The sequence below is a fragment of the Leclercia pneumoniae genome, from assembly GCF_017348915.1.
Lineage (GTDB): Bacteria > Pseudomonadota > Gammaproteobacteria > Enterobacterales > Enterobacteriaceae > Enterobacter > Enterobacter pneumoniae.
This window is the reverse complement of record NZ_CP071383.1, coordinates 3,969,534-3,993,869: the sequence shown is the minus strand read 5'-3', so window position 1 is coordinate 3,993,869 and position 24,336 is coordinate 3,969,534. Positions and strand designations below refer to the sequence as shown.

Below are 24,336 nucleotides of genomic sequence, written 5' to 3'. Positions count from 1 at the left end.
CTATGGGTGAGGGCATCAGCCCGCTCTGTCCCATCAGGACGCAAGCGATAATTCACGCTTTGGGGCGTTTCTGACCAGCCACTGCGCCACGCGCGATTGCTGTTCGGCATCCAGCCACATCCCCTCTTTCGTACGACGCCACAGCGCATCATCTACACGGCGCACCCACTCGTGCTCAACCAGGTAGCGCAGCTCCGCTTCGTAAAACTCATGTCCGAAGTGCTCGCCCAAATCGGCTATCTCTTTGGCATCGCCGAGGAGCTGGACGCTGTTGCTGCCATAAGTACGGGCATAATGGCGGGCCAGCGATTCGCTGATAAACGGATAACGGCGACGCAGTTTTGCCGCGTAGTCATCCCGGTTTCCGTCGATATCACCCCCCGGCAGGGTAGCGCCTTTGGTCCATGCCGGGCCAATGCCGGTGTAATACGGAGTCAATTTCTCCAGCGCGTGTTCCGCCAGCTTACGGTAGGTGGTGAGCTTACCGCCAAACACGGAGAGCAGCGGCGCCTTACCGTCTTGATCGTGAATATCCAGCGTGTAATCACGGGTGATGGCCTGCGGCGAATCGGATTCGTCATCGCACAGCGGACGCACGCCGGAGTAAGTCCAGACCACATCTTCGCGACCCAGCTGCTTTTTGAAGTGCGCGTTATATACCTTCAGCAAGTAGCTGATTTCGCTCTCGTCGATTTCGACATTTTTGGCGTCGCCTTTGTACTCCACGTCGGTGGTGCCAATAATGGAGAACTCATCCATCCATGGGATCACAAACACGATGCGCTTGTCTTCGTTCTGCAGAATGTAAGCCTGCTTCTGGGTATGCACGCGAGGCACGACGATATGGCTGCCCTTGATAAGGCGAATACCGTACGGCGAAGGCAGCTTCATGCCGTCGTCAAAGAACTGTTTCACCCATGGACCGGTCGCATTAACCAGCCCGCGCGCTTGCCAGCTGAACTTCTCGCCGGTATCGATATCTTCTGCTTCAACAATCCACAGACCATTCTCGCGGCGTGCGGAGGTCGCGCGGGTGCGGGTTTTCACCTCACCGTTTTTGCGAACCACCATTTGCGCGTTTGCGAGCACCAGACGGGCATCATCGACCCAGCAGTCTGAATATTCGAATCCGCGCACGATTTCTGGCTTAAGGACCGATTCTGCGCCAAAACGCACACCGGTAGAGCCGGGCAGACTGGTGCGTTTACCCAGATGATCGTACATAAAGAGACCGATACGAATCATCCACGCCGGGCGCAAGTGCGGGCGGTGAGGCAGACGGAAGCGCATCGGGATGGCGAGATGCGGGGCCATTTTCAGTAACACTTCGCGCTCAGCCAGCGCTTCGCTCACGAGGCGAAACTCGTAGTGTTCAAGGTAGCGCAGGCCGCCGTGAATCAGCTTGGAGCTGGCGGAGGAGGTTGCGCAAGCGAGATCCTGCGCTTCCAGCATTAATACCGACAGACCACGGCCAGCGGCATCGGCCGCAATCCCGGCACCGTTGATGCCGCCACCTATCACAATCAGATCTTTGGTTTCCATCGTATCCTCACGCACTTTCGCTTACGTTCAAAAATGTTCGATATCGCTCATAATAGCAAAGGAACGCGCCTTTGGTAACATTAAAAAAACAATTTAGAGTGATACAGCTAACATAATGGCGTTTACCCGCCGCCAGGACGTACACTAGAAGGTAAAATAGTGGGGTCCTTACCTCACTTCGCACCACCCTGAATAACCGAAAGAGAGCCGCATGGATCAGTTTGAATGTATTAATGTCGAAGAAGCCCACCAGAAGATGCACCAGGGAACCGCTGTACTGGTAGATATTCGCGACCCGCAAAGCTTTGCCATGGGTCACACCCCGGGTGCGTTTCACCTCACTAACGCCTCCCTTAGTGATTTCATGCGTGACAACGACTTCGATACCCCGGTGATGGTGATGTGCTATCACGGCAACAGTAGCAAAGGTGCAGCACAATACTTGCTGCAACAGGGTTATGACGCGGTCTACAGCGTGGATGGCGGTTTCGACGCCTGGCACCGTCATTTCCCGGCGGAAGTCGAGCACACTGGGTTTTAAGGTATATACTGTCCCCCTTTGTGTGGAATAAGCGACCGCTGCCAATGCTGATGATTACCTCTTTTACCAACCCGCGCGTCGCTCAGGCGTTTGTCGATTACATGGCGACGCAGGGTGTGATCCTGACTATCCAACAACATACGCAAACGGACGTCTGGCTGGCAGATGAGAGCCAGGCCGAACGCGTGCATGCCGAGCTGGCGCGCTTTCTGGAAAACCCGGGCGACCCGCGCTATCTGGCGGCCAGCTGGCAATCCGGCCACACCGGTAGCGGGCTGCACTACCGCCGTTTTCCGTTTTTAGCCACGGTGCGTGAGCGTGCCGGCCCGTTCACGCTGCTGCTGATGGCGGCCTGTATCCTGACGTTTATCATCATGAACGTCGTAGGTGACCAAAGTGTGATGGTGCTGCTGGCCTGGCCCTATGATCCGTCGGTGCAGTTCGATGTCTGGCGCTACTTCAGCCATGCGCTGATGCACTTCTCCTTCCTGCACATTCTCTTTAACCTGCTGTGGTGGTGGTATCTCGGCGGTGCCGTAGAGAAACGGCTCGGCAGCGGTAAACTCATTGTTATCACCCTTATCAGCGCCTTGCTGAGCGGCTATGTGCAGCATAAATTCAGCGGCCCGTGGTTCGGTGGGCTCTCGGGCGTCGTTTACGCCTTGATGGGCTACGTCTGGCTGCGCGGCGAGCGTGATCCTGAAAGCGGCATCTTTCTTCAGCGCGGCTTAATTGCCTTTGCGTTAATATGGTTAATTGCCGGATGGTTTGATCTGTTCGGAATGGCGATAGCTAACGGTGCACACGTGGCCGGTCTGGCCGTTGGGCTGGCGATGGCGTTTGCCGATACGCTACATGCGCGAAAACGAACATAATTCTGGCAGGGATATTTGATGAAACAGACACAACGTCATGATGCCATTATCGAGCTGGTGAAAAAGCAGGGGTATGTCAGTACGGAAGAGCTGGTTGAACAGTTCGCCGTCAGCCCGCAAACCATTCGCCGTGACCTGAACGACCTGGCCGATCAGAACCGAATTTTACGCCACCACGGCGGTGCGGCGCTTCCCTCCAGCTCGGTCAATACCTCCTGGCATGATCGTAAAGCGACCCAGACGTCAGAAAAAGAGCGTATCGCCCGTAAGGTCGCGAGCCAGATCCCAAACGGCGCCACCTTATTTATCGATATCGGTACCACACCGGAGGCGGTGGCCCACGCGCTGCTGGACCATGAGAATCTGCGCGTGGTGACGAACAACCTGAACGTGGCCAATACGCTGATGCAGAAAGAGGATTTCCGCATCATCCTCGCCGGGGGAGAGTTGCGCAGCCGCGACGGCGGGATCATTGGCGAAGCGACACTCGATTTTATCTCCCAGTTCCGCCTCGACTTCGGCATTCTTGGTATTAGCGGCATTGACACCGACGGCTCGCTGCTGGAATTCGATTACCATGAAGTGCGTACCAAGCGCGCCATTATTGAGAACTCCCGCCACGTCATGCTGGTGGTCGATCACTCGAAATTCGGGCGTAACGCGATGGTGAATATGGGCAGTATCAGCATGGTGGATGCGGTCTATACCGATGAGGTGCCGCCTGAAGGGGTGCTGAAGGTGATTAACGACCATAAAATGCAGCTTGAGCTGTGCTGAGGTAAAAGCAACACGAAAACTTCGGTTGTCATGCCGATCGGTTAAACAGGGTGGAATTGTTCCGTTCACCTCATGTTCAGCGGAATATGGCATGACAACCCGAGGTTGCCATTTTCATTTCTGTACGCGCATAACTACACGCCATACCCCATCATCTTCAGCAGCTGCTGGGCATGCTGTACTGCATCCTGGCGATGCGCCACGCCAAGTTTCTGGTACAGATTACGGATATGGGTTTTGATAGTGGTTGCGGCTACCGCCAGCTCCCCGGCGATCTGCTCATTGCTATATCCCGAGTAAATTAACCCCAGCACCTGCCATTCACGCTGGGTGAGCGGGCTGGTGCGGATAAGCTCAGGCACTTCCGGATGGGTCAGCAGACGCTCGACAAAGGTCTCATCGAAATGGGCGAATTTGTGCCGATGGTGCTGGTTGATTTCACGCAGAATACGCTGCGCACGGTGCTGATCCAGCTCGGGCAGGGTATTCAGTTGAATCAGCTGACGTAACTGTTGCGCCATGGTTTCGCCCTCAATCACAAAGTGACTGATAAAACCGGTGCGGTTAGCCAGCTGCAGCGCTTCCAGTAAGACGCGCTGGGCATCAGTTTTACGACCTGCCTGCCAGTAGAGCTGGTTTTGCAACAGCAGGTTACGGTTCAGGTCGCTCATCAGACGCAGGCTGCGTGCGTTTTCGTTCAGCTCTTCCAGCACGATCTCTGCCGGTTCGAAATCACCCAGTAAAATTTGCACCCGGGCGATGTTGCGCCACTGGCTCTGCAGGAAGTGATTATTGGCAAATTCTGGCATCGGCGTCTGGCGTAACCAGTTGGCGGCCAACTTTTTATCACCCACCATCTGCCAGTAAATCACCCGCACTTTATCCGCATTAGAGACCCAGTCGCTATGGTACTGGCCGTTGCCAAGCAGGTTTTCCAGGCGATTAAGGTGGTTACGGGCGTTATCCAGATCGCCGCGCGCCAGTGAACACTGCACCAGCAGCGCCAGGCACTGCAGCTGTTGTTGCGGCTGGAATGCCGAAAGCACTTCCACGCCGTGGCGGGCGGTGCTTTCTGCTTCATCCAGACGGGCCCAGGCCCACAGCAGCTGTGCGCGAATACGCAGCAGGAATTCGTGCATCGGTAATTGTTCAAGATGCTGCTCGCGGATCAACTGGAATGCCTTCTCCTGCGACTCCCAGGCGGCCTGTAAAAAGCCCTGGGCAAACAGAATCTCGCTTTGTTGAATCAGGCTCCACAGCGCGTAGTGCCAGACATCGTGCCGACGTGCCATCTGTTCGGTCTGCTGCATCAGCGCCAGCGAGCGGGCGAGATCGCCTTTACAGTGCAGCACTTCGCCATGCACCGAGGTGGCAACGATACGGCTATAGAAGTTCGCCAGCGGCAGCTCATCGAGAGCAACCATCGCCAGGCGTTGAGCCTCTTCCTGATCGCCATCGTTAATGGCGACCTGGGCGCGCAGGGCGTTAAACTCGCCGTGCAGCGAGCTATCCATATCGCCTTTCATCTCTTGCTCGGCGCGGGCAAGCAGGGTATTCACTTCGCTGTAGCGGTGCTGGCTCTGCATCAGCCATGCCTGCAGCAGCACCAGACGCGGGTTCTCCAGCAGGCTCTCCCACGGCAGGGCACGCAACGACTCTTCCAGCAGCGTCAGTTCGCTATGGTTGAACAGGCTCCAGGCGTGATTGAGCAGGATATCGCGCAGCATATGGGCATCACCCGCCGCCAGCGCATGGTGGATGGCCTCGCTCGGGAAGCCTTGCGCCATCCAGCTTTCCGCTGCGGCGCGGTGGATCTCCGGCAGCTCGGTGGCCAGCTCCCACTGACAACGCTGGCGCAGGAAGCTACCAAACAGCGGGTGGTAACTAAACCATTCGCCTGAGTCGTCCATGCGTTGCAGGAACAGCCCCTGGCGTTCAATCTCCTCCAGCCGCATCTGGCCATTGTCTTCACCGGTGACGCGGACGATCAGCGCATCGTTCATCGAACGCAGCAGCGAGCTTTTCAGCAGGAACTGCCGCGTGGAGGTGTCAACACTGTCGAGCACTTCGTCGACCAGATAATCTGACAAGTGGCTGGCGTTAATGCCTGCCAGACGCCGTGCGGATTGATGTGTGGGGCTATTGTTCTGCCGCGCGGAGAGGGCGATAAGCTGTAAAGCGGTGGCCCAGCCGGCAACATCGTCACACAGACGGCTGCTCTCGGCGGCTTCAATCGGGGACGTCAGGCGGCAGTCGAAGAACTGTTTCGCCTCCTGATGGGTAAAGGAGAGCTGCTGACTGCCCAGCTCAAGCAGTTGATCGCGAACGCGCAGGTTGGCAATGCCCAACTGCGGAAGGTTACGCGACAGCACCACCAGGGTAAGGTTTTCTGGCTGATGGCGCAGGAAGAAGCGCATCGATTCATGGATCACCGCATTGGTGATCAGATGATAATCGTCAATGACCAGGAATAGCGGACGGTGCCACTCGGCCAGCTCAATAAACAGCTGCGAGAAGAGTGAAGAGAGGCTGGCATACTGGCGCTTTTGCACCATGACTTCGCTGGTGACGCAGTGGCCGTTTGTGGCTTGCTGAATGGCAGCGATCAGATAGCTGGCAAAGCGCTCCTGCTGGTTATCGCCCTCATCAAGGGAGAACCAGCCAAGATCGCTTTTACCTGACGCCCACTGTGAAATGAGCGTTGTTTTGCCATAGCCCGCAGGGCTCGTTACCAGCGCCAGTCGGAAATTGTTCGCGCCGGAAAGTTTCGCCAGTAACCGTTCGCGAACCACGGTATGGTCAAGACGAACGGGGCGACTTAATTTGGACGGAATCAACATGGTATTCACTTCACTGTGTGGAAAACGAGAATTTTGATTTTTTTTGCGCTTCGTAATTAATGCTTATAAGTTCGGCCAGAAACACTTTTATTGCAAGTTATGACCGTTTTTAATGCGCCTGAATTTGCACTCTGTCACAAAAATATTACCGCATAGCAGGGAACTTTTATATTGGCCTTGAGAGCGCATGGATACTGGGTTGCACCGAAGCTGCTGCTTTAACAAGCCAAACCGTAAACGAAGGTTAACAATCACCTGAGTTAATAAAGTTTCGCGACTGTCATCCCTATAAAATAAAACGTTGGTTTAACGTTAATGTCGAAAAATATTATTTCACGTGAGTAATTATTTCTTGCCTGCGCTATTTCTGACGGCCTTATAAAACATATTGTCACAAGGATGACCTTATTGTGTTGATGACATTTCGTTCATCCTCTTCTGAGACAGGCGGCGATTCGGACTGTTTTCTTGAGCGCTGAAGGGCGAAACCGGGTGGATAAAGTGGCCACGATCACACTTTGATGCTCATCCCCGGTACTCCTCCCTGGCTAATCCCTGGCAGGAGGAGGAAGAGCGTTTATGAGCCAGGCACACTAGCACCAACGTGTTTATTTTTTTCTACAGGATGCCGTTTCCCTATGTCACAGCCTACCTTCAACAAAGCGCAATTTCAGGCCGCACTGACGCGTCAGTGGCAACGTTTTGGTTTAGTCGCCGCAGAGGAGATGACGTCTCGCCAGTGGTGGCAAGCCGTTAGCGGTGCGCTCGCCGAGTTACTGAACGCCCAACCTGCGGCAAAGCCGGTTAAAGGGCAGCGTCACGTCAACTATATCTCCATGGAGTTTTTGATTGGCCGCCTTACCGGTAACAACCTGCTGAACCTGGGCTGGTACCAGGAGGTGAGCGATGTGCTGAAAGGCCACAATATTCACCTTACCGATCTGCTCGAAGAGGAGACCGATCCGGCGCTGGGTAACGGTGGGCTGGGGCGTCTGGCTGCCTGTTTCCTGGACTCAATGGCGACGGTTGGCCAGTCGGCCACCGGCTATGGTCTGAATTACCAGTACGGCCTGTTCCGTCAATCCTTTGCGGATGGTCAGCAGAAGGAGGCGCCGGACGACTGGCATCGCGGCAGCTATCCCTGGTTCCGCCACAACGAGGCGCTGGATGTGCAGGTGGGCATCGGCGGTAAAGTGACAAAAGCGGGGCATTGGGAGCCAGGCTTTACCATTACCGGCCAGGCCTGGGATCTGCCAGTGCTGGGCTACCGTAACGGCGTGGCTCAGCCGCTGCGTCTGTGGCAAGCGACACACGCTCACCCGTTCAACCTGACCAAATTCAACGACGGTGATTTCCTGCGCGCAGAGCAGCAGGGTATCGACGCCGACAAACTGACAAAAGTGCTCTACCCGAACGACAACCATCTGGCGGGTAAAAAACTGCGTCTGATGCAGCAATATTTCCAGTGCGCCTGTTCAGTGGCCGATATTCTGCGTCGCCACCACCTGGCGGGCCGTAACGTGGCCGATCTGGCTGATTTCGAAGTTATCCAGTTGAACGACACTCACCCGACGATCGCTATCCCGGAACTGCTGCGTGTGCTGATCGATGAGCACCAGATGAGCTGGGACGATGCCTGGGCCATCACCAGTAAGACCTTTGCTTACACCAACCACACCCTGATGCCAGAAGCGCTGGAGTGCTGGGATGAGAAGCTGATTAAAACCCTGCTGCCACGCCATATGCAGCTGATTAACGAGATCAACAACCGCTTCAAAAAACAGGTCGAGCAAACCTGGCCAGGCGACAAAGCAATCTGGGCGAAGCTGGCGGTCGTCTATGACAAACAGGTGCGGATGGCGAATCTCTGCGTGGTGAGTGGCTTTGCGGTGAACGGCGTGGCTGCGTTGCACTCCGATCTGGTGGTGAAAGATCTGTTCCCGGAATATCACCAGCTGTGGCCAAACAAATTCCACAACGTGACCAACGGCATTACGCCGCGTCGCTGGATCAAGCAGTGCAACCCGGCGCTCTCTGCACTGCTCGACAGCACTTTGCAGAAAGAGTGGGCTAACGATCTTGATCAGCTCATCAACCTGGAAAAGTATGCCGATGACGCGAAATTCCGCGAGCAGTATCGGGCCATCAAGCAGGAGAACAAAGTGCGTCTGGCAGAGTTTGTCAAAGCGCGCACCGGCATTGAGATCAACCCGCACGCGCTGTTCGATATCCAGATTAAACGCCTGCACGAATACAAACGTCAGCACCTGAATTTGCTGCATATTCTGGCGCTGTACAAAGAGATCCGCGAGAACCCGCAGGCCGATCGCGTACCGCGCGTATTCCTGTTCGGTGCCAAGGCGGCGCCGGGTTATTACCTGGCGAAAAACATTATCTTTGCTATCAATAAGGTGGCAGAAGCGGTTAATAACGACCCGAAAGTGGGCGATAAGCTGAAAGTGGTCTTCCTGCCGGATTACTGCGTTTCAGCGGCAGAGCTGCTGATCCCGGCGGCGGATGTCTCAGAGCAGATCTCCACGGCCGGTAAAGAGGCCTCGGGCACCGGTAACATGAAGCTGGCACTCAACGGCGCGTTGACCGTAGGTACCCTGGACGGCGCGAACGTGGAAATTGCCGAACAGGTGGGCGACGAAAACATCTTTATCTTTGGTCATACCGTGGAAGAGGTGAAGGCCCTGAAAGCCAAAGGCTACGACCCGGTGAAATGGCGTAAGAAAGATAAAGTGCTGGATGCCGTACTGAAAGAGCTGGAAAGCGGTAAATACAGCGACGGGGATAAGCACGCCTTCGACCAGATGCTGCACAGCATAGGTAAACAGGGCGGCGATCCTTATCTGCTGATGGCCGACTTTACGGCGTATGTGGATGCGCAAAAACAGGTGGACGTGCTGTACCGTGACCAGGATGCCTGGACCCGCGCCTGTATTCTGAATACCGCGCGCTGCGGCATGTTCAGCTCTGACCGCTCAATCCGTGACTACCAGGCTCGTATCTGGCAGGCAAAACGCTAAGGAAGCGCGATGGAAAGCAAACGTCTCGATAATGCCGCCCTGGCGGCGGGGATCAGCCCCAGCTACATCAATGCTCATGGTAAACCGCAGTCTATTGGTGCTGAGACCAAAAGGCGTTTGCTGGATGCTATGCACAAAGCCACACCCGGCGCAAAAGCAGCGGTCACCCCTGTACCGAATGTGAAAGTGTTCACTGCCGGTAAAAAAATGCCGCTGCCGATCGAAGGCCACGGTGAGTTTGCCTGGCTGCTGACCACTGAAACGGGGCAACAGCATAAAGGCCATGCCACTGGCGGCAAAAACCTGAACCTTCCGGCAAAGTTGCCGGAGGGCTACCACACTCTGACGCTAACCCAGGACGACCATCGCTGGCACTGCCGCGTGATTGTGGCGCCCAAACGCTGCTATGAACCCCAGGCCTTGCTGGAAGGGAAAAAGTTGTGGGGGGCTTGCGTACAGCTCTACACCCTGCGTTCAGAAGCCAACTGGGGGATCGGTGATTTTGGCGATCTCAAATCGATGCTCGCCGAAGTGGGTGAGCGCGGCGGCGCCTTTATTGGCCTGAACCCGATTCATGCGCTTTACCCGGCGAACCCGGAGAGCGCCAGCCCGTACAGCCCGTCGTCTCGTCGCTGGCTGAACGTGATTTATATCGACGTTAATGCCTTAGATGACTTTAAAAACAGTGCTGAGGCGCAAGCATGGTGGGCGTTAGATACCACGCAACAGGCGCTGAGGCAGGCGCGTGAGGCTGAATGGGTGGATTACGCCACCGTGACGGCGCTGAAAATGGCCGCCCTGCGTATGGCGTGGAAAGGTTTTTCTCAGCGTGACGATGCCGATATGCTGGCCTTCCGGCAGTTTATCGCCGCCGAAGGCGAAAGCCTGTACTGGCAGGCGGCGTTCGATGCGCTGCATGCGCAGCAGGTTAAAGAGGACGAAATGCGCTGGGGGTGGCCGGTCTGGCCGGAGGCCTATCAGTCCGTTGACTCCCCTCAGGTTCGCGCCTTTTGCGAACAGCATGCTGACGAAGTGGAGTTCTACCTCTGGCTGCAGTGGCTGGCGTATACCCAGTTCGCCGCCTGCTGGCAGGTAAGCCAGGGTTACAACATGCCGATTGGTCTTTATCGCGACCTGGCGGTGGGGGTGGCAGAAGGGGGAGCGGAGACCTGGTGCGACCGTGAACTCTACTGTCTGAAAGCCTCGGTAGGCGCACCGCCGGACATTCTCGGCCCCCTGGGCCAGAACTGGGGACTGCCGCCGATGGATCCGCACGTTATCGTGTCTCGTGCCTACGAGCCCTTCATCGAACTGCTGCGTGCCAACATGCAGAACTGCGGCGCGCTGCGTATCGATCATGTGATGTCGGTGCTGCGTCTGTGGTGGATCCCCTACGGTGAAACCGCGGATCACGGCGCTTACGTTCATTACCCGGTAGACGATCTGCTCGCGATCCTGGCGCTGGAAAGCAAGCGCCACAACTGCATGGTGATTGGCGAAGACCTTGGCACCGTGCCGGTCGAGATCGTCAGTAAACTGCGCGACAGCGGCGTTTACTCCTACAAGGTGCTCTATTTTGAAAACGACCATGAGAAGAATTTCCGTGCGCCGCAAGCGTATCCTCAGCAGTCAATGGCAGTCGCGACGACGCATGACCTTCCTACGCTCAGAGGCTACTGGGAGAGTGGCGATCTCACGCTCGGTAAAACCTTAGGGCTGTATCCCGATGAGGTAGTGCTGCGCGGGCTGTATCAGGACAGAGAGCTGTCGAAGCAGGGGCTGCTGGATGCGTTACATAAACATGGCTGTCTGCCGAAACGTACCGGTCACAAAGCGTCGCTGATGGCGATGACCCCAACCCTGAATCGCGGTATGCAGCGTTACATTGCCGATAGCAACAGTGCGCTGTTAGGGTTGCAGCCAGAAGACTGGCTCGATATGGCCGGGCCGGTGAACATTCCTGGCACCAGTTATCAGTACAAGAACTGGCGCCGGAAGTTATCCACCTCGCTGGAGGCGATGTTTGCCGATGACGGGGTCAACAAGCTGATTAAGGATCTGGATAAGCGGCGAAAAGCGCTGTCAAAACGCCAGAAATAACAAAAACCCGCCGGATGGCGGGTTTCGTTTTTTATACCACCGTTGCCAGCAGCAGACAGCCCACCAGGCCGCAGACCGAAATAATGGTTTCCAGCATCGACCAGGACTTAATGGTCTCGCCGATAGTCAGGTTGAAGTACTCTTTGAACAGCCAGAAGCCCGGATCGTTCACGTGCGAGAAAATCACGCTACCTGAACCGACGGCAATCACCATCAGCTCCGGGCTGACGCCGGTAGTGGCGATCAACGGGGCAACAATCCCCCCGGCAGTAATGGCTGCCACGGTTGCAGAACCGAGGGCGATACGCAGTACTGCGGCGATAGACCAGGCCATCAGGATCGGCGAGATATTGGTTTCGTGCATCATAGAGGCAATGTATTTATCCACGCCGCTATCAACCAGAACCTGTTTAAACGCACCGCCGCCGCCGATAATCAGCAGCATCATGGCGATGATTTTGATCGAAGAGCTCAGGGTATCGTTAATCTGATCCATGCTACGGCCACGGTTCAGGCCGAAGGTGAAGAGGGCAATCAGCACCGCAATCAGGGTAGCCATAACCGGGTCGCCGAGGAATTCAGCCACGCCCAGGAAAGCATGACCTTTTGGCAGAACCATCTCCGCCACGGCGCGCATCGCCATCAGCACAACCGGTACCAGAGAGGTCCAGACGCTGACGCCAAAGCTTGGCATCTCGTCTTCCGTAAAGGTTTTAGCGTTGTACAGACCTTCCGGAATAGGCTTGTCGATCCCTTTCAGGCAGCGTGCAAACACCGGGCCTGCGAGGATAACGGTCGGGATAGCCAAAATAGTACCGAACAGCAGGGTTTTACCCATATCGGCATGGAAGATGGTCGCGATTGCGGTCGGGCCCGGGTGCGGTGGCAGGAAGCCGTGCGTGACGGAGAGCGCCGCCGCCATCGGAACGCCAACGAACAGCAGAGGGATATTCGCCGCGGCGGCAATGGTGAACACCAGCGGTAGCATCAGTACGAAACCGACTTCATAGAAGAGGGCGAAACCCACGGTAAAGCCGGTTAACACCACCGCCCACTGGATATGCTGCTTACCAAATTTGGCAATCAACGTGGTTGCAATGCGCTGTGCGCCACCGCAGTCCGCCAGCATTTTACCGAGCATGGCACCGAAGCCCATGATCAGCGCCAGGCTACCCAGCGTACCGCCGACACCGGCTTTAATAGAGCTGATAACTTTTACCAGCGGCATACCCTGCATCAAACCGACTGCAAGCGCCACCAGAACCAGAGCGATGAAGCCGTTCACTTTGAAACGGATCATCAAGAGCAGTAATAACACAACACCGATAGCTACGATGACTAATGGCATGATTGACCTGGCCTTTGAATTGTTATGGGTAACGTCGTTGTTTCAACGACTATTGTCCAATTGCCCCAACTGGGAACAGAGTTGTAATGGCACTAACACTGATACCGTCCAGACTACCTAGTTTAGTCGGCTGTTATTGGGGGGGTTAGTGCCCACGCGAATGATACGGGTAACATTGGTGATTTGAGAATCACCCGGCCGGTCAAAATTTGAATTATGAGACGCAGGTCAACTTATGGTGCAGGAGAGGGCAAAAGAAAAGCCGGGCCAGCGTAAACGCATGGCCCGGCCTGGAGTCGGGTTCTATGGCCCGGTTAGCGACGCCGCCACCGGGCAAAACAGACGGGAACTTAGTAGTAAGAGTGCTCGCCGCGCTGGTGCTCGGTGAGATCGCGCACGCCTTTCAGCTCCGGGAACTCATTCAGCAGCTGCTTTTCAATCCCTTCTTTCAGGGTGACGTCGACCATGGAACAGCCGTTACAGCCACCGCCGAACTGCAGAATCGCCAGGCCATCTTCGGTGATCTCCATCAGGGAGACGCGACCGCCGTGCCCGGCCAGCTGCGGGTTAATTTGCGACTGCAGCAGGTACTCAACGCGTTCCATCAGCGGAGCGTCATCGCTCACTTTGCGCATTTTGGCATTTGGCGCTTTCAGCGTTAACTGCGAACCCAACTGGTCGGTCACAAAATCAATCTCCGCATCTTCCAGATACGGTGAGCTCAGCTCATCGACATAGGCAGTCAGTTGCTCAAATTTCAGGGCGGTGTCAGTTGCTTCCACAGCGTCCGGTGGGCAATAAGAGACGCCGCATTCTGCGTTCGGGGTACCCGGATTGATGACAAAAACGCGAATCTGGGTCCCTTCTTCCTGATTTGCCAGCAGTTTGGCAAAGTGCGCTTGTGCAGCATCGGAAATACGGATCATAGCATTGGCCTAATAGTTGACTAAAATACCTGGTTATAATACGCCCAACCTGGGGGCGCTACAAGGTTCGACACAGACACCATACCTGAACCGAGGCCACGCCGCTTCGCAAAAGCAGGCGGGATAGTTCAGCCACGGTCGTACCTGTTGTCACGACATCATCCACAATAGCGATATGGCGACCCGCCACCGGGAATTCAAGCTGAAACGCCTGCTTCAGGTTCTGCTTTCGCAATCTGGCGCTAAGCTGGTGCTGGGTAGCGGTGGGCCGGGTGCGTCGAAGGGCGGCGGGGTTGTAGTCACACTTGAGCCAGCGCGCCAGCGGACGGCAGAGCAGGTCGCTCTGGTTAAACCCGCGCCGCCAGTGACGCCGAGACCAGAGCGGCACGCTGACAATCATCTCCACCGGAGGCAGTGCCCGGGTGCGTCTGGCCCGCAATATTGCTAACAGCAACAGCCTTGCCAGCGGTTGCGCCAGCTGGCTGCGACGAGAAAATTTAAACTGATGCACCAGCCTGCTGACCGGGGGGATATAGGGACAGACTGCCACCAGTGCCTGCCAGGGCGGTGGCCTGCGCAGACAGCGTCCGCACGGCAGAAAAAGGCTGGATGCCGATAAGCCACACTGCGGACAGCATCCACGCGGTGGCGTAATGGCTTTCTCACAGACTGAGCAGATGCCCCAATGGCTCAGCATTAAGGGCATCCGACATAGCCAGCACAAGCCAGGCACTGTTAGCATAGCTCTCCTCCTTGTAGATAAAAGAGAACAGTAAGCGATGAAGAGTCTTTGGTGGCAGACCGTAGGCACAGGAAATTGTCATCTTGTGCTGCTGCACGGATGGGGGCTGAATGCCGAAGTATGGAATACAATTCGCGAGGAACTCGCCTCGCACTTTACCCTGCACCTGGTGGATCTGCCCGGTTTCGGCCGCAGCCGCGGCTATCAGGCCCTGACGCTGGAGGCGATGGCCGAAGAGGTTCTGGAACGGGCGCCGCAAAACGCGATCTGGCTCGGCTGGAGTCTGGGCGGGCTGGTGGCGAGCCAGATCGCACTGACGCACCCGACGCGTGTTCAGGCGCTGGTGACGGTGGCATCCTCGCCTTGCTTTAGTGCGCGTGAGGGGTGGCCGGGTATCAAATCCGAGGTGTTAGCCGGGTTCCAGCAACAGCTGAGTGACGATTTTCAGCGCACGGTAGAGCGTTTTCTGGCGCTACAAACCATGGGCACCGACACTGCTCGCCAGGATGCGCGCCTGCTCAAAAGCATCGTGCTGTCTTTGCCAATGCCCGACGTCAGCGTGCTGAACGGTGGACTGGAGATACTAAAAACGGTCGATCTGCGCGCGCCGCTGGCTGCGCTGGCGATGCCGCATCTGCGGATCTACGGCTACCTGGATGGGCTGGTACCGCGCAAGATCGTCCCCTTGCTGGATGCGCTATGGCCTGATAGCGAATCGCTGGTAATTCCCAAAGCGGCACATGCGCCGTTTGTCTCTCATCCCGCCGAATTTTGCGCCGCGCTGATTGCGCTACGTCAACGCATCGAATGATTGTTTTTTAATCCGCCTGGCAAAAGTCACGTGCCGCAACAATACTCAAGAAGTCGTTGCGGTTGTTCTGCCTACGGCTATCAAAACAACAATTTCTTTGGGAGTTATGACTATGAAACTTGTTACAGGTATTGTTACATCTCTGGTTATCGGGTCACTTTCTTTTGGCGTCTTTGCGGCACAGGAGCTGGAAAAAGACAAAGCGAAAGAGATGAATTTGACCAAAGTCGGTGAGATTTCAACGTCTGACACCACGGCGCCAATGGACGCTAAAAAAGAGCTTTCACAGAAAGCGGACGAAATGGGCGGAAAATATTTTGTGGTTACCAGCGCCAATAAAGATACGAAAAACGTACGCGCAACCGCAGAAGTCTTTAAGTAAGCGAGGCGAGCCGGGCAGTGATGCCCGGCTTCCTGATTAACGCAGTGCCCACCACTCTCTGAGGCAGGCTTTCCCTTCGGGGCAACTTTTACAGCTGCCGGAGAGGCAATTTTCGCGCTCCTCCTGAATACGTACTGCTTTACCCATCGCCTCAAGACGGTGCAGCATGGCATCCACCAGCGCCTGCGGGGTATGCAGACGAAGACCGATCTGTTTCGCCTCCATTCTTCCCTGGAGCGCCAGTAAATCCCGAACGTCAATCATCGATGCCATATTGCGCTCCTTAGTGGCAACTTTCTGCCGGGCTGTCGCAGCAGTGAGCCGGCGTTTTACGTGTCGCCAGTAGGTTAATATCCACACGACTGCGCGCCCGGCGCAGCATGCCAAGCAGTACCACGTTGAACAACACCACCGCCAGAATAGAGACCAGGCTGAACTGCGGATGCTGGCTGAAATTGACCGTCTGATAGAAGAGCGTAGAGAGCGAATACGCGATGTTCAGCCCCCACAGTACGGAGAAGCCCATCCAGCCGCGGCTGGACTCGCGGGCAATCGCCCCCATAACCGAGATGCACGGAATATAGAGCAGAACGAAGATCAGATAGCTGTAGGCGGCCGAGGCGCTGCCAAATTTCTCGCTCATCACGCCCATGGCGCCGGTCGCCATTTCACCGTCGCCTTTGCTGGCTTCGATGGGGTTGGCCAGCACGCTCAGGCTGAAGGTCTCTTTCAGGCTCTGCCAGGTTTCATCCACGGCGCTGTACAGCTCGTCACCGAGGTGAAATTCCGCCGGGTTAAAGGCCTCTTCCTGAATGTTTTCGGCAGTGTAGAGCGTGTTCAGTGTTCCGACGACCACCTCTTTAGCCATCGCACCGGTAAACAGCCCAACGGTGGCCTGCCAGTTATCCTCATGCACACCGATGGGTTTGAACAGCGGCGTGATGACGCGGCTGACGGAGGCCAGCGCGGAGTCGTTGATGTTATCGGCCGCTTTTCCGCTGAGGGTGAAGCTATTCAGGGCGCTAAGGAAAATACTGACCACCACGATCACTTTACCGGCGCGCACCACGAAGCCTTTAAGACGCTGCCAGGTTTGAATCAACAGGCTTTTCAGGTGCGGGACGTGGTAGACCGGCAACTCCATCACGAAGGGCGACGCTTCGCCACGCATAATGGTGTGCTTCAGCATCAGGCCGGTAAGAATAGCCATCACAATCCCGAGCACGTACAGCGAGAAGACCACCAGCGCTCCCTGCTGGCCGAAGAACGCCGCCGCAAAGACGGCGAAAATCGCCAGACGCGCGCCGCAGGACATAAAGGGTGCCATCATGATGGTCATCAGACGTTCACGTGGCGCATCCAGGGTTCGCGCCCCCATCACCGACGGGACGTTACAGCCGAAGCCGACAATCAGCGGCACGAAGGATTTGCCCGGCAGACCCAGCGCCTGCATCAGACGGTCCATCACAAAAGCCGCGCGGGCCATGTAGCCAGAGTCCTCCAGGAAGGAGAGGAACAGATACATCATGCCAATCTGGGGAACCAGCGGCAGAACGGTGTTGATCCCGCCGCCAATCCCCTGGGCGAGGAAAATGGTCAGCCATTCGGGGAAGTGCAGGGTGTAGCCGAGCCATTGCAAACCGTGAATGAAGATTGCCACCGAGCCGACGTCAAACAGCGGTTGCAGCGCCCCGCCAATGTTGATTGCCAGCAAGAACATCAAATACATCACCAGCAGGAAGACGGGCAGACCGAGGAAGCGGTTGAGGATAATGCGATCTACCGCAGCGGTGAAGCGGCTGGGCTCAGCGGTCAGGGTATTGCTAACCACTTCGCAGACGGCGGCGATACTCTGATAGCGGGCATCGGCGATATGCAGGGCCGGGTCATCCAGCTCTTCGCTGAGATGGGCCAGCGACGCCTCCAGTTTTTGGGCGGCATTGCCGGCAAAGGCGCGGCTGTAGATATCTCCTTCCAGCATCTGCAGACCAAGCCAGCGGCGCTGTTTTTGCGGCATCGTCGGGTCCATGAATTGCGCCAGCCGATCGGCTTCGCGCAGTAGCGGGCGAGGGTAATGCACCAGCTCAAGGTCACTGTTTTTCTGGTGACGGTCAATGGCCAGCTTCAGGGCATCGATACCACGACCACGGGTAGAGATAAGCGGCACCACCGGGCAGCCGAGGCGCGCGGCCAGCGCGTCGATATCGATGCGGACTTTCTGTTTCTCCGCAATATCGAGCATGTTCAGCGCCACCACGCAGGGTATCCCAAGCTCCAGCAGCTGTAATGTCAGATAGAGATTGCGCTCGAGGTTAGAGGCATCCACCACGTTAATCAGTAAATCCGCATCGCCGCTCAAAATATAGTGACAAGCTATTTGTTCATCGAGCGAGGTTTGCGACGAGATAGTGGTAAGAGAATAGGTACCCGGCAGGTCAACCAGAGTGACATTATTATCCGTCGTCGAAAATTGTCCCTCTTTTCGTTCAACCGTAACGCCCGCCCAGTTTCCCACGCGCTGACGTGCGCCAGTTAATTGATTAAATAATGTGGTTTTGCCGGAATTTGGATTGCCAATTAAGCCAATGGTTAATTTATTCATTTTTCAAAACTCGTGGTGACGGCTGGCGGATTATTGAGGCATGGCTTCGACTTCAATGAATGCGAGATCTTTTTTGCGCAGCACCAGGTTCACCCGGCGCGTCTCGATATGTATGGGATCGCCCAGAGGTGCTACCCGCACGACCTGGAACGAGGACCCCGGCAACATGCCCAATGACAGGAGTTTCTGTCGATAAGCCGGGCTGATTTCACGCGTGAATCCGGTGATCTTCCATGCACTGTCTGGAGTGAATTGCATAGTGCCTACTTACACTGAGGTGAAATAATAAACAGATGCAATGATAATGAGAATGGTTACTACCAGCAATATTCAAACTGTGACGAAATGTGCATAGCGCTATTAATTTGCGGGCTGTTTGACCTTGCTCAATATTTAATGAATATTCGATTCGTGGGAAAAATGACTTATTTGTTAATGGAGTGATAAATTACAGTTTAATAACGGATGTGCAATCGGTTTCAGAATGAAATAAAGGGTGAGGAATAAAGCAATACTATTACAGGATTAAATACCCTCTCCGGCTGGAGAGGGTAGAGAGGTTTAGCGTTTTTTACCCAGGGCTGCCGCCAGGGCATCCATCATCGCGCTATTACCCGCCGGCTGTGCGTCACGCCCGCGCGGTTTCGCCGCTTTGGCTGCCGGACGCTGCTGATCGCGAGCGCCGCCGTTGCCACGGCGCGCGTTGGTCTCGCCCGGCTGCTCATCCAGACGCATGGTCAGGGCAATACGCTTGCGCTGCAGATCCACTTCCAGCACCTTCACTTTCACGATGTCGCCTGCTTTGACTACGGTGTGCGGGTCTTCCACGAACTTATCCGCCAGCGAAGAGATGTGAACCAGGCCATCCTGATGGACGCCAATATCTACAAACGCGCCAAAGTTGGTGACGTTGGTTACCGCGCCTTCCAGCACCATGCCCGGCAGCAGGTCGTTCATGGTCTCGACGCCGTCGGCAAAGGTGGCGGTTTTAAATTCAGGACGCGGGTCACGGCCCGGTTTTTCCAGCTCTTTGATGATGTCGGTGACCGTCGGCACGCCGAACTGCTCGTCGGTGAAATCGACGGCCTTCAGGTTGCGCAGCGCGCTGTTGTCGCCCATCAGATCTTTCAGCGCCTGCTGGGTGGCGGCCAGAATACGCTCCACAACCGGGTAGGCTTCCGGGTGAACGGTGGAGGCATCGAGCGGGTTGTCGCCGTGGTTAATACGCAGGAAGCCCGCGCACTGCTCAAAAGCTTTAGGCCCCAGGCGGCTGACCTTCAGTAACTGCTGACGATTCTGGAACTGGCCGTTCTCGTCACGCCAGGCGACGATGTTTTGCGCCATCATGCGGGTTAAGCCTGCCACGCGGGTCAGGAGAGGAACCGAGGCGGTGTTCAGGTCTACGCCAACGGCGTTTACGCAGTCTTCCACCACCGCATCCAGCTTACGCGCCAGCTGCGTCTGGCTGACGTCGTGTTGATACTGGCCCACGCCGATGGATTTCGGGTCAATCTTCACCAGCTCCGCCAGCGGATCCTGCAGACGACGGGCGATAGAGACCGCACCGCGCAGAGAAACGTCCAGATCCGGGAACTCCTGGGCCGCCAGTTCAGATGCGGAATAGACGGAGGCGCCCGCCTCGCTGACGATCACTTTCTGCGCCGTCACTTTCGGGAACTGCTTCTGCACGTCAAGGTAGAAACGCTCGGTTTCACGCGACGCCGTGCCGTTGCCAATCGCCACCAGCTCGACGTTATATTTCTCGCACAGGGCGGCCACCGCAACGGCGGCTTTCGCGGCCTGGCCGGTATGTGGATAGATGGTATCGGTGGCAACCAGCTTGCCGGTGCCGTCAACCACGGCCACTTTCACGCCGGTACGCAGACCCGGATCGAGACCCATGGTCGCGCGCAGGCCAGCAGGCGCAGCCATCAGCAGGTCGTGCAGGTTACGGGCGAAGACGTTGATCGCCTCGTCTTCCGCGCGTTCGCGCACGGTGCCCATCAGTTCGGTTTCGAGGTGCATTAAGATCTTGATGCGCCAGGTCCAGCTCACCACGTTTTTGCGCCAGCTGTCCGCCGGGGCGTTGTTCAGGCGAAGATTGAGGTGATCGGCAATGATCTGCTCGCAATGGCTCTCTTTTGGCGGCTCGTCAAACTGCGGGTCAGCATTCAGGGAGAGTTGCAGCACACCTTCGTTGCGGCCGCGGAACATCGCCAGCGCACGGTGAGAAGGGGCGGTAGCAATCGGCTCATGGTGATCGAAGTAGTCGCGGAATTTCGCGCCTTCTTCCTCTTTCCCTGCCACCACGGTGGCAACAATGTGGGCATTCTTCCAGAGATAATCACGCACCCTGGCGAGCAGGGCGGCATCTTCGGCAAAACGCTCCATCAGAATGTAGCGTGCTCCGTCGAGCGCGGCCTTGGTATCCGCCACCCCTTTGTCGGCGTCGATAAATTTGGCGGCTTCTGTTTCCGGGTCATGCGAGGGGTCGTTCCACAGCAGATCGGCCAGCGGCTCAAGGCCCGCTTCGATCGCAATCTGCCCACGCGTGCGGCGCTTCGGTTTGTAGGGCAGATAGAGATCTTCTAATTCCGTTTTGCTCAGGGTGCCATTGATGGCTTTTTCCAGATCGCTGGTCAGCTTTCCCTGTTCGCCGATGGATTTCAGGATCGCCTGACGTCGGTCTTCCAGTTCGCGAAGGTAGCCCAGACGGGTCTCCAGGTTACGCAACTGGGTATCATCCAGGCCGCCGGTGACTTCCTTACGATAACGTGCAATAAACGGCACGGTGTTCCCTTCGTCAAGCAGGCGAACGGCAGCTTCTACCTGTTCGGCTCTGGCCTGAATATCACCCGCAATAATGCGGCAGAGCGACTCTTTCATCATGATTGGTTCATCTTGTGGATCAAAAATCAGGGGGATAGTTATACGGGCTGGCACCGCAAAATGCCAGCCGGGGAGGGTGCTCTCGGACTATTTAACGTACTGGATCTCATTCACGTACCAGCTCGCTTCACCCGCAGGGGTGTGGACGATGGCGATATCCCCTACCTCTTTTTTCAACAGCGCGCGGGCCATGGGGGAGTCGATGGAGATGTAATCCTTACGACCAAAAATTTCATCGTAGCCGACAATGCGAAAACGCTTGAGATCGCCGTCGTCGTTTTCAATTTCAACCCAGGCGCCAAAGAAGACTTTGCCCTCCTGCTGGGGGGAGTAATCGACGATTTTCAGGTTCTCCAGGCATTTGGTCAGGTAACGCACCCGGCGGTCGATTTCGCGTAACCGCTTTTTGTTGTACTGGTAGTCCGCATTTTCACTGCGATCGCCCAGGCTAGCCGCCCAGGTCACTTTTTTAGTCACTTCCGGGCGCTCTTCGCGCCACAGGGTATCCAGCTCTTTCTTGAGGTTCTCATACCCTTCGCGGGTGATCAGGGGCGTTTTCATCATCTTGCCTTACTACCTGGCCTGTCTCATTTACGCACATTAGGTATCACTGAGCGTAACAGACAGGATTAATAATGATTTATGTGATGGATTATGCAGATAAGCTGCTGTTAAATATGCTTTGTAACAATTTCGACTAGAATTTATACCAGAATTAGCTGGTCGTAGACGCGCACTTTTTTAGAATACGTTCTTCAAGAGTATCCGAACCTTTGGGAGTACACACAATGCAAGAGAATTATAAGATTCTGGTGGTAGATGACGACATGCGCCTGCGCGCGCTGCTTGAGCGTTATCTGACCGAGCAGGGCTTCCAGGTTCGTAGCGTAGCCAACGCCGAACAGATGGACCGCCTGTTGACCCGTGAATCCTTCCACCTGATGGTACTGGATCTGATGTTACCGGGCGAAGATGGCCTGTCTATTTGCCGCCGTCTGCGCAGTCAAAGCAACCCGATGCCAATCATTATGGTGACGGCGAAAGGGGAAGAAGTTGACCGTATCGTAGGGCTGGAGATCGGCGCCGACGACTACATTCCAAAACCGTTTAACCCGCGCGAACTGCTGGCGCGTATCCGCGCTGTGCTGCGCCGCCAGGCGAACGAACTGCCGGGCGCGCCTTCTCAGGAAGAGGCGGTTATCGCTTTCGGTAAGTTCAAGCTTAACCTCGGCACCCGCGAGATGTTCCGCGAAGATGAGCCAATGCCGCTCACCAGCGGTGAGTTTGCGGTTCTGAAAGCGCTGGTCAGCCACCCGCGTGAGCCGCTCTCGCGCGATAAGCTGATGAACCTGGCGCGTGGCCGCGAATATTCCGCCATGGAGCGCTCCATCGACGTGCAGATCTCTCGCCTGCGTCGCATGGTGGAAGAAGATCCCGCGCATCCGCGCTATATCCAGACCGTCTGGGGCCTGGGCTACGTATTTGTGCCGGACGGCTCTAAAGCATGAGGCGAATGCGTTTCTCGCCGCGAAGCTCGTTTGCCCGCACCCTGTTATTGATCGTCACCTTGCTGTTCGTCAGCCTGGTGACGACCTATCTGGTGGTGCTGAACTTTGCGATTCTGCCTAGTCTTCAACAGTTTAATAAGGTTCTGGCGTACGAAGTCCGTATGCTGATGACCGATAAACTGCAGCTGGAAGATGGCACCCAGCTGGTGGTTCCGCCGGCGTTCCGCCGTGAAATTTACCGGGAGCTGGGGATATCGCTCTATTCAAACGAAGCGGCGGAAGACGCAGGCCTGCGCTGGGCCCAGCACTATGAATTTCTCAGCCAGCAGATGGCGCAGCAGTTGGGTGGCCCGACGGAAGTGCGCGTCGAGGTTAACAAAAGCTCGCCAGTCGTCTGGCTGAAAACCTGGCTGTCACCCAATATCTGGGTGCGCGTACCGCTCACCGAAATCCACCAGGGCGACTTCTCGCCGCTGTTCCGTTACACCCTGGCCATTATGCTGCTGGCGATAGGCGGCGCATGGCTATTCATCCGTATACAAAACCGACCCCTGGTCGACCTGGAGCATGCTGCGCTGCAGGTCGGTAGAGGGATTATTCCGCCGCCGCTGCGTGAATATGGCGCATCGGAAGTGCGGTCGGTAACCCGTGCCTTTAACCATATGGCGGCAGGGGTGAAGCAACTGGCGGATGACCGAACGCTATTGATGGCGGGTGTCAGCCATGATCTGCGAACGCCGCTTACGCGCATCCGTCTGGCGACAGAGATGATGGGCGAAGAGGACGGGTATCTCGCCGAGTCGATTAATAAAGACATCGAAGAGTGCAATGCCATTATTGAGCAGTTCATCGACTACCTGCGTACCGGGCAGGAGATGCCCATGGAGATGGCCGATCTGAACGCGGTGCTTGGTGAAGTGGTGGCAGCAGAGAGTGGTTATGAACGCGAAATCGAAACCGCGATGCAGCCAGGCGAAATTCAGGTGCGTATGCACCCGCTCTCCATCAAACGCGCTATCGCCAATATGGTGGTGAACGCTGCCCGCTATGGTAATGGCTGGATTAGAGTGAGCAGCGGTTCTGAACTGAACCGCGCCTGGTTCCAGGTGGAGGATGATGGCCCGGGCATTAAACCTGAGCAGCGTAAGCACCTGTTTCAGCCGTTTGTGCGTGGCGACAGTGCCCGTAGCACGAGCGGGACCGGTCTTGGCCTGGCGATTGTGCAGCGTATTGTTGATAACCATAACGGCCTGCTGGAGATTGGTACCAGTGAGCGGGGCGGGTTGAGCATTCGTGCCTGGTTACCGGTGCCGGTTACGCGAGGGCAGGTGAAAGAGAGTTAGATCGTGAAGGTGCGGTCTGATGCCCTCACCCCGGCCCTCTCCCACAGGGAGAGAAAGAAAACATGAAAAAAGGCAACG

General features: G+C 56.2%; 19 protein-coding genes. 9 read left to right on the top strand and 10 right to left on the bottom strand.

Annotated elements, in window-relative coordinates:
* Positions 1-33 precede the first annotated feature (33 nt).
* Positions 34-1,542, bottom strand: coding sequence for a glycerol-3-phosphate dehydrogenase (gene glpD / locus JZ655_RS19440; protein ID WP_207292532.1), 1,509 nt, complete (start codon positions 1,540-1,542; stop codon positions 34-36).
* Positions 1,543-1,753: 211 nt separating this feature from the next.
* Here glpD and glpE point away from each other — a divergent pair, with 211 nt between their 5' ends.
* The 3 genes from glpE to JZ655_RS19425 are packed head-to-tail and all read left to right on the top strand — an operon-like array spanning position 1,754 to position 3,735.
* On the top strand, positions 1,754-2,083 hold the full coding sequence (gene glpE, locus JZ655_RS19435; RefSeq protein WP_040078267.1) for a thiosulfate sulfurtransferase GlpE: 330 nt from the start codon (positions 1,754-1,756) through the stop codon (positions 2,081-2,083).
* 44 nt (positions 2,084-2,127) lie between these two features.
* Positions 2,128-2,958: a rhomboid family intramembrane serine protease GlpG gene (gene glpG, locus JZ655_RS19430; protein ID WP_040078268.1), complete on the top strand. Its 831-nt coding sequence runs from the start codon at positions 2,128-2,130 to the stop codon at positions 2,956-2,958.
* A gap of 18 nt (positions 2,959-2,976) precedes the next feature.
* Positions 2,977-3,735, top strand: coding sequence for a DeoR/GlpR family transcriptional regulator (locus JZ655_RS19425; RefSeq protein ID WP_040078270.1), 759 nt, complete (start codon positions 2,977-2,979; stop codon positions 3,733-3,735).
* Positions 3,736-3,869: 134 nt separating this feature from the next.
* Here JZ655_RS19425 and malT read toward each other — a convergent pair whose 3' ends face one another.
* Positions 3,870-6,575: an HTH-type transcriptional regulator MalT gene (gene malT / locus JZ655_RS19420; RefSeq protein WP_207292531.1), complete on the bottom strand. Its 2,706-nt coding sequence runs from the start codon at positions 6,573-6,575 to the stop codon at positions 3,870-3,872.
* A gap of 638 nt (positions 6,576-7,213) precedes the next feature.
* On the opposite strand from malT, the gene malP reads away from it, so the two are divergent.
* Both malP and malQ read left to right on the top strand, forming a co-directional pair.
* Positions 7,214-9,607 carry a maltodextrin phosphorylase gene (gene malP, locus JZ655_RS19415; RefSeq protein ID WP_207292530.1) on the top strand — a complete coding sequence of 798 codons (2,394 nt, stop codon included), beginning with the start codon at positions 7,214-7,216 and terminating at the stop codon, positions 9,605-9,607.
* Between the two features lie 9 nt (positions 9,608-9,616).
* Positions 9,617-11,707 carry a 4-alpha-glucanotransferase gene (gene malQ / locus JZ655_RS19410; RefSeq protein ID WP_207292529.1) on the top strand — a complete coding sequence of 697 codons (2,091 nt, stop codon included), beginning with the start codon at positions 9,617-9,619 and terminating at the stop codon, positions 11,705-11,707.
* 31 nt (positions 11,708-11,738) lie between these two features.
* Here the strand turns inward: malQ and gntT are convergent, their stop codons facing one another.
* The 3 genes from gntT to gntX all read right to left on the bottom strand — a co-directional run bounded on the left by gntT (position 11,739) and on the right by gntX (position 14,723).
* The gene (gntT, locus tag JZ655_RS19405; RefSeq protein WP_207292528.1) at positions 11,739-13,055 is read right to left on the bottom strand and encodes a gluconate transporter; all 1,317 of its coding nucleotides are present in this window, start codon (positions 13,053-13,055) and stop codon (positions 11,739-11,741) included.
* Positions 13,056-13,405: 350 nt separating this feature from the next.
* On the bottom strand, positions 13,406-13,981 hold the full coding sequence (gene nfuA / locus JZ655_RS19400) for a Fe-S biogenesis protein NfuA (RefSeq protein WP_040078277.1): 576 nt from the start codon (positions 13,979-13,981) through the stop codon (positions 13,406-13,408).
* 58 nt (positions 13,982-14,039) lie between these two features.
* Complete coding sequence (gntX, locus tag JZ655_RS19395) at positions 14,040-14,723, bottom strand: DNA utilization protein GntX (RefSeq protein WP_207292527.1); 684 nt, start codon at positions 14,721-14,723, stop codon at positions 14,040-14,042.
* A gap of 37 nt (positions 14,724-14,760) precedes the next feature.
* On the opposite strand from gntX, the gene bioH reads away from it, so the two are divergent.
* Positions 14,761-15,534 (top strand): pimeloyl-ACP methyl ester esterase BioH, encoded by a 774-nt coding sequence (gene bioH / locus JZ655_RS19390; protein ID WP_207292526.1) that lies wholly within the window; start codon positions 14,761-14,763, stop codon positions 15,532-15,534.
* A gap of 112 nt (positions 15,535-15,646) precedes the next feature.
* Positions 15,647-15,916: a YdgH/BhsA/McbA-like domain containing protein gene (locus JZ655_RS19385; protein WP_040078280.1), complete on the top strand. Its 270-nt coding sequence runs from the start codon at positions 15,647-15,649 to the stop codon at positions 15,914-15,916.
* Positions 15,917-15,952: 36 nt separating this feature from the next.
* On the opposite strand, the gene feoC is transcribed toward JZ655_RS19385, so the two are convergent.
* From feoC to greB, 5 genes are all read right to left on the bottom strand, one after another.
* Positions 15,953-16,189 carry a [Fe-S]-dependent transcriptional repressor FeoC gene (gene feoC / locus JZ655_RS19380; protein WP_040078281.1) on the bottom strand — a complete coding sequence of 79 codons (237 nt, stop codon included), beginning with the start codon at positions 16,187-16,189 and terminating at the stop codon, positions 15,953-15,955.
* A gap of 10 nt (positions 16,190-16,199) precedes the next feature.
* A complete protein-coding gene (feoB, locus tag JZ655_RS19375) occupies positions 16,200-18,518 on the bottom strand; it encodes a Fe(2+) transporter permease subunit FeoB (RefSeq protein WP_207292525.1) in 2,319 nt (772 codons plus the stop codon).
* 30 nt (positions 18,519-18,548) lie between these two features.
* The gene (feoA, locus tag JZ655_RS19370; RefSeq protein ID WP_040078283.1) at positions 18,549-18,776 is read right to left on the bottom strand and encodes a ferrous iron transporter A; all 228 of its coding nucleotides are present in this window, start codon (positions 18,774-18,776) and stop codon (positions 18,549-18,551) included.
* Between the two features lie 303 nt (positions 18,777-19,079).
* Positions 19,080-21,407, bottom strand: coding sequence for a Tex family protein (locus JZ655_RS19365; protein WP_207292524.1), 2,328 nt, complete (start codon positions 21,405-21,407; stop codon positions 19,080-19,082).
* A gap of 87 nt (positions 21,408-21,494) precedes the next feature.
* Complete coding sequence (gene greB / locus JZ655_RS19360; RefSeq protein WP_040078285.1) at positions 21,495-21,968, bottom strand: transcription elongation factor GreB; 474 nt, start codon at positions 21,966-21,968, stop codon at positions 21,495-21,497.
* 227 nt (positions 21,969-22,195) lie between these two features.
* On the opposite strand from greB, the gene ompR reads away from it, so the two are divergent.
* Together ompR and envZ are read left to right on the top strand one after the other, a co-directional pair.
* Positions 22,196-22,915, top strand: coding sequence for an osmolarity response regulator transcription factor OmpR (ompR, locus tag JZ655_RS19355; RefSeq protein ID WP_001157751.1), 720 nt, complete (start codon positions 22,196-22,198; stop codon positions 22,913-22,915).
* Complete coding sequence (gene envZ, locus JZ655_RS19350; RefSeq protein WP_046886764.1) at positions 22,912-24,258, top strand: two-component system sensor histidine kinase EnvZ; 1,347 nt, start codon at positions 22,912-22,914, stop codon at positions 24,256-24,258. The genes ompR and envZ overlap by 4 nt, the downstream gene beginning before the upstream one ends.
* The last annotated feature ends 78 nt before the right edge of the window (positions 24,259-24,336 follow it).